The sequence below is a fragment of the Paenibacillus sp. Dod16 genome, assembly GCF_049893405.1.
Classification (GTDB): domain Bacteria; phylum Bacillota; class Bacilli; order Paenibacillales; family Paenibacillaceae; genus Paenibacillus_AQ.
This window is the reverse complement of sequence record NZ_JBNDYG010000083.1, coordinates 17,171-26,940: the sequence shown is the minus strand read 5'-3', so window position 1 is coordinate 26,940 and position 9,770 is coordinate 17,171. Positions and strand designations below refer to the sequence as shown.

Genomic DNA, 9,770 nt, shown 5'->3' with positions numbered 1-9,770 from the left:
TTAAGCTTAAGCGGACACTTGTTCCGCTATTGCCGGCATATCACAGCAAAAAACAGGCAAAAGCCGAGAATAACGGATTCTGTGTCCGCAAAGCCTTAAATTTGGCACTGTTGTTGGCAAATAGCGGACCTCCTGTCCGCATCTCTCCGYGCATATTGCACATCATCCGCGCATATYGCACATCTTCAGCGCATATTGCACATCATCCGCGCATATCGCACATCATCCACGCATATCGCACATCATCCTCGCATATTGACATCATCAGCACATATTGCCCATCATTAGCACATATTGCACATCTTCAGCGCATATTGTACATCATCCGTGCATATCGCACATCATCCTCGCATATTGACATCATCAGTGCATATTGCACATCATCCGTGCATATTGCACATCATCAGCTCATATTGCACATCATCAGCTCATATTGCACATCATCAGCGCATATTGCACATCATCAGCGCATATTGCCCATCGATTCCGACTTTTATATTATTGAATCGGTATTGCCATTTCCCCTCTTTCGGGAAAATGGCGATATTTATGGGTAACAAAGCGCGGCGGTGATCCGGATTCAAGACCGGGAATTCGGTTACGGTAATTGTTTCCATCAACTAACTTCGTCTCCGTATCTTCCCTAAGAATAATGTACATGGATCATTCTCTCTACATCCTAACCCATACCTCAAGCATTCGTCCAAGATTCAAAGACTATAGGTTTAATAGGCTTAGGCTCTCATTATGCCATCTTCCTGATGACAAACGACACGGTGGTTCCTCTGCCCCTTGTGCTGTCAATCATGAGTCCTTGCCCATAGACTTGCTTCAAACGCCGATCCGTGTTCATAAGGCCGACTCCCTTACCGGTACGCTGCCCGCTTCCCAGCATCAAGCGGAGCTTCTCGGGATCCATCCCGGCACCATCATCCGCAATAATGACTTTGGCGGATTCAGCTTCACTTACGATGCGAATCGAACGGTCCCTCCCTGGGTTCGAGCCAATACCCCGTGAACGACAGCATTCTCCACAATCGTCTGCATGGTCAAAGGGGGAAGCTTCCACTGCTGAACAGCAACTTCCTCGGAAATATGCCAACGGACACGCAGGCGTTCCCCAAACCGCTCTCCTTCGATATACAGATATGAGCGAACCAAGCCAAGCTCCTGCTCCAGCGGGATAAAACGCTCCAAGTTGCTGATATCATAGCTGGCTCTCAGATAGTGGCTGAATTCTCCAATCAGCGCAACCATCCGGGAAGGGTCAATCTCACTAAGGGATGCAATCGAATTTAAAGTATTGTGCAGAAAATGCGGCTGAATTTGAGCCTGGAGCCAAGCCGCCTCCATATGCAGCCTTTCCTTAATGGAGCGCTTCAGGTCCAGCAGCGCGCGTACCCTTGTTTTTAATTCCAGATGATCCACCGGTTTTATCAAATAATCGTTGGCTCCGGAAATGAAGCCCATATGAATATCTTCAGGGCGATTTCTTGCAGTCAGCAGCAGAATTGGAAGCTCCGATATCATATACCTCTGCCGAATCGTCCTGGACAATTCATATCCTGACATCTGGGGCATCATCACATCAGATATGATCAGATCCCATTCTCCCTGCTCTAACAATTGAAGGGCTTCCTCAGCCCGGGTAACGGTCACGATCTGATACCCTTCGTTTTCAAGCAAATGACGGATAACTTTTAGGTTAACCGGATCGTCATCTACGATGAGCAGCCTGCCATCGGTTTGACGAGAACGCTGCTTAGCCTCGGATTCGGCATCATCCTGTTCGTGCTTATCTGACATGTTAGATAGCCTCTCCTTCTCTTTCTCTGAATTTGAAGCCAAGGAGCCGGCAATAAACTCCTGTTTATCCGTATTCTCCTGCCTCATCATATCGTCCACTTTCAGCGTAAACGTAAAGGAACTTCCCTGCCCCGGAGCAGATGACACGGAGAGTTCCCCGCCATGCAGCTCAACCAGCTGCTTGCAAATGCTGAGTCCAAGCCCCAAGCCGCCTCCCGCTGCGGCAAAGTTGGAGTCTCCCTGCTCGTAAGGGAGGAATATCCGCCTTACTGTCTCTTCGTCCATCCCCATCCCCGTATCAAGAACGTGGACGCAGGCCCTTCCATTAACAACATCGGCAGTCACCATGATTCGGCCTGACTCCGTATATTTGATTGCATTGTGAATCAGATTGAATATAATCTGAACCAACCGGCTTTCATCTGCCCATACCTTGGGAAAGTCATCCTCGATCTCGCATACGAGCTCGATTCGCTTGCCCTCCGCCATTGGACGGAGCATATCCAGCACGCCTTGGGCAGCCGAACCGAGATGGATGCTCTGTACATTCAACCGAATCCGCCTGTCCTTCAATAACGAAACATCCAGCAAGTCATCCAACAGCAGCGACATCCGCTTACCAATGCCGGTAATCAGCTCCAGGTGATTACGATCCTCTTGCTGAAGTGTACTCCCTTTGCGTTCCAGCAGCGTTTGCGCCATATTAATCATGCCATGCAGCGGATTTCGCAGCTCATGGGACGTATTTGCCAGAAATTCATCCTTTTTCTTGTCTGCCCGCTGCAGCTCCTCTGCCTGTTCCCTCAGCACCACAGTGTTTCGGGCAAACCGGATAAACCAGAAGGAAGCAAATCCGAGAAACGCAACGATCAGGTCTATCGGATAATAAGGCAGTTCCTTAAAATACCGAAACCTTAAAATTCCGCTTACGATAATGTTGCAGGAAACCGCAACCGCCGACAGCAAGATAAATATGGCCGCTTCCGTCCGCTCGCTGACCGCCTTCCTGGCAATCGAAGGCAGGAACAGTACGGAGCTTATTAATACCAATGATAAATAAGTAGAGAGATGCACCATCAGATGAAACGGAAGCAGCAAATAAGCGACGGCATACGAAACCACAAAGATTGTATAGGCCCGGTATAATCCTTCTTTGATTCTCGGCCGGAGTAAATGCTTGGTGCACAGAATCAAACATAAGGATATAGCCACATAAGCAACAACCTTAAGCTTCACTGACCATTCGAAACGGATAGCAGGCTGCCAAACGAGCAGGAGCTTATCGTCGTCAACCAGCGTAGCCAGCAGCGTAAACAGTATAAGGGCCGCAAAATATAAGAGGCCTTTGCTCCGATAGCCGATCAGATACAAAATTAAGACATACATGACATGAAGAAATAGCACTATGCAGACCAGCAGCTGCATGTTCTCCGAGAACGCTTTTCCTTTCATCACCGCTTCTGCAGTCCCGAATTTGATTGGCAGCCTAATCCCGCCTGAATCGGCATATTGGTAATTGCTCACTTCCAGAATGATATCCAGCTCGTCTTCGGCAGCCGGGGGGATGAGTTCGATATGGGGAACGATTCTTGCCACATGGGTCTTTGGCGTATCGGAGGGATGTCCGGATTCGTACAATAACTCGCCATTGACATACAAACGATAGGCTGTACGGATATCGGTGATCCAGAGGCCGTAAGTTATGTTACGTTCCGGTACGAGCAGCTTGAGACGATAAGTACCGAAGCCCATTTGGTTCCCGTTCTCGTTTACGCCTCCCCATGGCCCGGGAACCTGTATCCAGCGCGGATCGGCGGCAGGCTGCTGCTCCCCTTGAGACCATCTATCCGGGCCCATCCATTGATTCGGATAAAAGGCCCACTCCCCGTTCAGCGCGACCGTATTGCGGTCATCCGCCCGCCAATCCCGAAGATCCAGCACTCCTTGCTGAAACGGAACTTCCTCAGGGATCATGATGATTTTAAAATAAGCCAACCGCACGGAGAGTAAAATGACAATAAACAGAAAAGTAATCCCCAGCAGCCTTTTGCCGGAGATCGGTTTCGATTTCGAGTTTGAGTTCGAGTTGGAATAGGTCGACAATAATAACAGTCCTTTTAACATATTGTAAAAAATCAACACCCCTACACAACTGTCCATTATTTTACATCGTTACGGAGCTGTTGTCTGTTCCTTTTCCATAAAGTCCAATAAATAAGCGGGCCGGGTCAGGCCGCTATACAAACGATAATGTCTTGCCTGGACGCTGCAGCGGCTGGTACGGACATAATTCCGCAGCGGATACATACTTCACCGTATAGTAAGAGTAGAATCTTTTTCTACCGGATGCTTCATAGATCCACGAAAAAAAGTCGAAAATCGAATCATCCACCCATTTTCCGTTGTACTCGATCAAGGACCGCAAATAAGGAATTTGGAGTTTCACTCCCCCATCCCACATAAAGATAAATGTGTTAACCTCGGCGTTTTTTTGCAACAAAAAATGAACGGTACGCTCATCCAGCAAGTACTTTTCCTGTCCACACAGAAATACCGGACCCTCATCCGTAGCAACGATGCCAATCCGCTTGCCGTTGAAGTGAGCATAGAAGCCTCTGCAATGCTGGAGGTCCTTCTCCGCATCAAGCTCGAACTCCCGGAACGTTCCAAGCTCCAATCCCATGGCCTTTTGCAGCGAAGATTCCTTAAATTTCCGAATGAATTTCATAACCGAATAATGTACCTCCCGATTGTTATGGTTCATTCCCAGTATAGGAGACCGTCCTCTACAATTTCTGAACAACACCGGAAGGACTATAAAATCAGGCAAGAATATACAAAAAAATCACCGGTCGAACAACCGGTGATTTCATCTCGAATGCGTCTTGGCTACCTCATCTATTTCATATTGGCGGCTTGTATTCCATTGCTCCATTCGTCGTACCATTTCACAATGTAAGGACTTGGCTCCTCGCCCATCTCATCCTCTAACACCTGACACAGAAGACTGAATTGACGGTGCACCTGGGCCGGATTATCCTGCAAAGCATATATTTTCATCAATGAAATGTAGGCCTTCTCCTCCAAGGGATGCTGCCTCTGGATCGAGAAGTAGCATAATATGGCTTCATCGATGCGTTCCTGATCCACATACCATTCCGCCATGGATAAAGAAACGCTAAGCCACAACTCCTTCAGCCTTTGACGCTCTCCTTCTGCCCACCAGTAGTCATATTCCTGCAGGTAGTCCCCCGTGTACAACTTCATCATTTCAATATGTCGCTCAATCGATTCAGCCGATACGGAGGTGTTTGACATGAACCAATTCTCCCACTCCTCAATGTCCAACTGCACGCCTTCCATATTCAGCACATAGCCTTCCGTCGTGTTGGTGATTTGGAATCGGGTATCATAAGGCTCCAATGTTTTTCGGATATGATAAATGGCCGTGTACAGCTGGGGATAGGCTTTATCCATATCAAACTCCGGCCATAACATATCGATCAATGCCGACTTTCGTACAAGCTGTCCTCTATGCTGAAGCAAATAAATGAAGATCTCCTGAGCCCGGGTTGTCCGCCAATGAAGCAGAGCGAATTGCCCCTGCTCATTCGGCTGCTCGATCATAACCTGGCGGAACATTGTCATCCGAATGCTGCGATTGGACTCCATGACCTCTTCCGGCCTGGACGCAATGCGGCTTCGCAAACGCTCCATCGTTTTGGCGACTCGATCAATCTGGACAGGTTTAACAATATAGTCAACGGCATTCAATTCAAAGGCAGTGACTGCATATTCGTGATACCCCGTCACAAATACAATACAGAGATGAGGCTTCTGCTCAAGCAGCTGCTCTGCCAGCTCAATGCCATTTAATTCCGGCAAGCTGATATCCAAAAACACGATATCGACGTCCCTTGCAAGAATTTCTTTGCGTCCTTCAAAGGGATTCGTATATGTACCGATTACATCTATAGACATGGTATCCAGTTTTAACAGCTGACGTTCTAAATACTTCAAAGCCAACGGTTCGTCATCTACGAGAATTACCTTCATTCATATTACTCCTTGGATTGGAAAAATACGGTCACATTTAACTATATTGATTCCTTCGCATTGTTGCAACAAGCGAAAGCAATGTTTATAACAATATACTCGTTATTTTTTCTCTTGAAAAACTCATAATTCCAAGTATAATACTTGGTATAAAGTGATTAGAAGTTTGCTAAGGGGGCTTTCAACTTGGATCAATGCGATAAAGAACCGACATCTCTGACCCTCGATGATTATCTGGATCTTCTCAGTTTGGCTATTCGCTTGGAAGATCGGAAGTGGCAAGCAGACATTGTTCGTACACTTCGGCACATGTTGGAACCGCAGGGCAAGAAGCAAGCGAAGTCGGAGGAATGCACGGAACAAGAACTGTGGCAATGCGTGAACCAAATCAATGACCGGATGTTTGCCCTTTACAATGAACTGAAAGCAACGGATGATAAAGATATGCAGCGGAAGCTGCTGGACCAGATGTGGGAACTTAAAATTGCCCGGGTTGAGGTTTTCCGCAAAATACGCTCGATATATCAATAGCAAACAAAGACGATAACTCCTTCTGGAGTATCGTCTTTGTTTGCTATTGTGCCCCTTCGTTATGATAAGTCCAAATAATAATAGGCAAATTCTTCATCCTGCACATACCCTGCCGATTCATACAAATGCCGAGCTGTCACGTTATGAAGCTGCGTGGACAGAGTCAGCCCTATGGCTCCGGTCTGAAGGGCGTGCGTTTGGGCTTGATGCAGCAGATTCCTTCCGATACCAAGCCCGCGATATTCGGAGTCTACGAATAGATCATTCAAGACCCACAACCTGGACATCGAGAGCGATGAGAAGGATGGATATAACTGCAGAAAGCCAGCCGTAACCAGGTTTTCTCCTCTATTGCAATCCGCTAAATACATAACGGAATCGCCCAGGGTCAGCCTCTCCCTGATATATTCCTCGGCCCCGTTCAAATCATCTTCCCGCCTGTAGAATTGCCGATACTGATTAAACAGAGCGGCTGCCTTGCTCAAATCCTTCTGTTCCGCTTGATATATATGAATCTCTGCTTTCAAATCACGCACATCCTTTACATCCGACGTTACCCCAAGTGTACTGGATGACGGTCAGGGTTTGGAATGCATAAAATCACGAACGGTTTGCACGCAACTTCATCTTCAAGCATCCAGGATGGTGTCATGATTTCCGGATTAAACTGCACGGCCTACAATGACCAAATCCCGCTTAATGCCATCAAGCTCCGCAACCCCGGGGAGAAGCCCCCATTGATCAAAGCCAAACTTCATCAACAGCTTAAGGCTCGGTTCATTATGGCCGAATACAAATCCGACCAGATTACTGACGCGAAGGCGCGGGCACTCCTCAATGGCCTTCTGAATTAATATGCTTCCGGCACCGATGCCGCGATATTTCTCGTTTACGTATATGCTGATCTCAGCTGTGCCGTTATAGGCCGGACGGCCATAAAAGGATTGAAAGCTCATCCATGCAACCATTCCGTCATCGGACCGCATGACCCACAGCGGACGAAAATCGTTGCTGTGCTCTTCGAACCAGCGTATACGACTCTCCACCGTGACCGGCTCCAGATCGGCGGTTACTTTTCTGCCTGAGATCGTCGAATTGTAAATGTCAACAATGGCCGGCAAATCCTCTTTGACGGCATAATCGATACGGTATTGTTGCGTCACGATGTCCTACCTCCGAATAGATGCGTAATCTTTTTGTACGAGATCTATTGTACAAGAGGCAGCGGAAAAACGCTTCTGTTTTTTCAAGCGGCATTAATTCACGAAGGTGTTTCGCACACGCTTGGAGCGAATGAAATACGGGATCCAGATACAGGCGTACAGAATGGACCGGGTAACTTCACGCATGAATGTCCCATCATTCCCCTGAGCCAGGATTTCGATTTGGCTGACTGCGACATAGTCCACTATGTTGGTCAGCAGACTAAATAAAATATAACCGATCATCAATTTGGGAAACGCCTTTTTTTTGCGATAGAGCAAAAATAAAGCAAAGACTAATGCAATAATAAACAACACATTAACTACGGTCTCAAAAAGGATTAGTTGGACAAGCGATTGATTATAAGCAGCCGATCCTTTATCGGTAATCATACTCCATATCTCCGGCTCGAACACCGGGAAAATATGATTAAACAGCAGGTATGTGATCGTGATCAATGAAAAATACATAGAAATCTGGACTAATACAAGCCATCCGCCAAGCCCTTCCACTTTAAGTTTTATAAGATATTTGGGTGTCTGGCCCTGCGGTGATGAACCAGGATTGTTCTCCTGAACTTGATTCGGATCCATTCGAGTGTAATTCCTCCCGTATAACATGTAATTTATTAACTTCAAAACATTATATAGGAAGATCAAGCTCATAATAAAGGAAAACTTTACTTACGTGTTTGAACGCGATAACCTAACATTAATAGCGTAAAAGCCGTCTTCTGATGATGAAAGGAATGAACAGAATGAATGAACGATTGCAAAGTTTGCTACAATCCATGAATACACAGGGCTGGGATCATGTCCTTGTGACAGACCCCAAGCATGTTTACTATTTGACCGGATTTGCGAGTGATCCTCATGAGCGTTTCCTGGGCCTGCTCCTCTCCTCTGCGAATGATCCGGTGCTGATTGTCCCCGCATTGGATGCCGACGCGGCAGCGGCCGCTTCAACGGTTAAGCATATTGTCACGCACCAGGATACCGATAATCCGTATCTCTTGCTCAAGCAGCAGTTTCAAGGTGCCGTCGGTACGCTGGCGCTAGAGAAGGATCAGCTTACGGTCTCCCGTTATGAGCAGCTGCAGCAGCATGTGAACGCGAACCGGATCGAAGATGTTGGCGCCGTGCTCCGGGAGCTCCGAATCCGAAAATCGGCCGATGAAGTGAAGATCATCAAACATGCAGTAAGACTGGTTGAGGATGTTCTGACACAAGGCCTGGCCCAGATCAAAATCGGCGTCAGTGAGATTGAGGTTGTGGCAGAACTGGAATACCTAATGAAAAAAATGGGTGCCGATGCTCCGTCCTTCGCCACAATGGTATTATCCGGCCCCAATACCGCCTTGCCTCACGGTGTTCCCGGTACGCGCCGGATTGAAGCAGGCGATCTGCTCATGTTCGATATGGGAGTTTATGCGGGTGGTTATGCGTCGGATATTACCCGTACCTTTGCCGTAGGCGAGCTGAAGCCTGAAGCCGTCGACATCTATGAGACGGTTCTCGCAGCGAACCTGGCCGGCATTCAGGCCGTAAAACCCGGCGTAACCTATGGGTCGATTGACCAAGCCGCTCGCAAAGTGATTGACGACGCAGGGTACGGCCATGCTTTTGTACATCGCTTGGGGCACGGGCTTGGCATGGATGTTCATGAATATCCGTCCATCCACGGTTTGAACCAGGACATTTTACAGCCCGGGGCGGTATTCACGATCGAGCCCGGCATTTATCTGCAAGGCGTAGGCGGCGTGCGGATCGAGGATGATGTGATCGTAACCGAGGATGGCGTCGAGGTGCTGACCTCCTTCCCGAAAGAACTGACTAGCATCGGATAATTCCATTTTCAGTATGATAAAAAAAGCCCGGATACCGTTTTACTTACGGTATTCGGGCTTTCTCTATGTACCAGAAGAGCCATCCTCCGGCAGAAACAATGCCTTCAAGATGGCTCCCATGGTTACGTTCTTATGCCTGAACCATATCCAGTTCAATGTTGTCATCGTTGTACACGTCTTTATCGACTTCATTCATGACTTTCCCGGTAATCACGCCCGCTGTCATGGAGTCATTCACGTTCAGTGCCGTCCGTCCCATATCGATCAGCGGCTCGACGGAAATCAACAGGCCCGCCAAGGCAACCGGCAGGTTCATCGTGGAGAGCAC

11 protein-coding genes are annotated in these 9,770 nt (G+C 47.8%); 3 read left to right on the top strand and 8 right to left on the bottom strand.

Features of this window, described 5'->3' with window-relative positions:
* Window positions 1-557: hypothetical protein (locus ACPV3A_RS36525; RefSeq protein WP_426204791.1), on the top strand; the 557-nt coding region annotated here is incomplete at its 5' end.
* 188 nt (window positions 558-745) lie between these two features.
* Here ACPV3A_RS36525 and ACPV3A_RS36520 read toward each other — a convergent pair.
* The 4 genes from ACPV3A_RS36520 to ACPV3A_RS36505 all read right to left on the bottom strand — a co-directional run bounded on the left by ACPV3A_RS36520 (window position 746) and on the right by ACPV3A_RS36505 (window position 5,862).
* Entirely contained in the window at window positions 746-1,069 is a 324-nt protein-coding gene (locus ACPV3A_RS36520) for a sensor histidine kinase (protein ID WP_426204790.1), read from the bottom strand.
* A complete protein-coding gene (locus ACPV3A_RS36515) occupies window positions 967-3,930 on the bottom strand; it encodes a response regulator (RefSeq protein ID WP_426204788.1) in 2,964 nt (987 codons plus the stop codon). The genes ACPV3A_RS36520 and ACPV3A_RS36515 overlap by 103 nt, the downstream gene beginning before the upstream one ends.
* Window positions 3,931-4,042: 112 nt before the next feature.
* The gene (locus tag ACPV3A_RS36510; RefSeq protein ID WP_194544361.1) at window positions 4,043-4,534 is read right to left on the bottom strand and encodes a hypothetical protein; all 492 of its coding nucleotides are present in this window, start codon (window positions 4,532-4,534) and stop codon (window positions 4,043-4,045) included.
* Between the two features lie 170 nt (window positions 4,535-4,704).
* Window positions 4,705-5,862 carry a response regulator gene (locus ACPV3A_RS36505; RefSeq protein ID WP_194544362.1) on the bottom strand — a complete coding sequence of 386 codons (1,158 nt, stop codon included), beginning with the start codon at window positions 5,860-5,862 and terminating at the stop codon, window positions 4,705-4,707.
* A 186-nt stretch (window positions 5,863-6,048) separates the two neighbouring features.
* Here ACPV3A_RS36505 and ACPV3A_RS36500 point away from each other — a divergent pair, with 186 nt between their 5' ends.
* Window positions 6,049-6,393 carry a hypothetical protein gene (locus ACPV3A_RS36500; protein WP_194544363.1) on the top strand — a complete coding sequence of 115 codons (345 nt, stop codon included), beginning with the start codon at window positions 6,049-6,051 and terminating at the stop codon, window positions 6,391-6,393.
* Window positions 6,394-6,452: 59 nt separating this feature from the next.
* Here ACPV3A_RS36500 and ACPV3A_RS36495 read toward each other — a convergent pair whose 3' ends face one another.
* From ACPV3A_RS36495 to ACPV3A_RS36485, 3 genes are all read right to left on the bottom strand, one after another.
* Window positions 6,453-6,929, bottom strand: a complete 477-nt coding sequence (locus ACPV3A_RS36495; RefSeq protein WP_426204785.1) for a GNAT family N-acetyltransferase — start codon at window positions 6,927-6,929, stop codon at window positions 6,453-6,455.
* Between the two features lie 126 nt (window positions 6,930-7,055).
* Complete coding sequence (locus ACPV3A_RS36490) at window positions 7,056-7,556, bottom strand: GNAT family N-acetyltransferase (protein ID WP_071222644.1); 501 nt, start codon at window positions 7,554-7,556, stop codon at window positions 7,056-7,058.
* A 93-nt stretch (window positions 7,557-7,649) separates the two neighbouring features.
* Entirely contained in the window at window positions 7,650-8,189 is a 540-nt protein-coding gene (locus ACPV3A_RS36485; RefSeq protein WP_426204783.1) for a DUF2569 domain-containing protein, read from the bottom strand.
* Window positions 8,190-8,353: 164 nt separating this feature from the next.
* Between ACPV3A_RS36485 and ACPV3A_RS36480 the strand changes: the two genes are divergently transcribed.
* Complete coding sequence (locus ACPV3A_RS36480; protein ID WP_339219556.1) at window positions 8,354-9,442, top strand: Xaa-Pro peptidase family protein; 1,089 nt, start codon at window positions 8,354-8,356, stop codon at window positions 9,440-9,442.
* Window positions 9,443-9,572: 130 nt separating this feature from the next.
* Here ACPV3A_RS36480 and ACPV3A_RS36475 read toward each other — a convergent pair.
* The coding region (locus tag ACPV3A_RS36475) for a cation:dicarboxylate symporter family transporter (RefSeq protein WP_426204781.1) at window positions 9,573-9,770 on the bottom strand (198 nt) is incomplete at its 5' end.

Excerpts from the sequence above, each read along its gene's own strand:
- ACPV3A_RS36515 (WP_426204788.1), bottom strand. The coding sequence starts at position 3,930 with ATGTTAAAAGGACTGTTATTATTGTCGACCTATTCCAACTCGAACTCA.
- ACPV3A_RS36480 (WP_339219556.1), top strand. The coding sequence starts at position 8,354 with ATGAATGAACGATTGCAAAGTTTGCTACAATCCATGAATACACAGGGC.
- ACPV3A_RS36505 (WP_194544362.1), bottom strand. The coding sequence starts at position 5,862 with ATGAAGGTAATTCTCGTAGATGACGAACCGTTGGCTTTGAAGTATTTA.
- ACPV3A_RS36485 (WP_426204783.1), bottom strand. The coding sequence starts at position 8,189 with ATGGATCCGAATCAAGTTCAGGAGAACAATCCTGGTTCATCACCGCAG.
- ACPV3A_RS36510 (WP_194544361.1), bottom strand. The coding sequence starts at position 4,534 with ATGAAATTCATTCGGAAATTTAAGGAATCTTCGCTGCAAAAGGCCATG.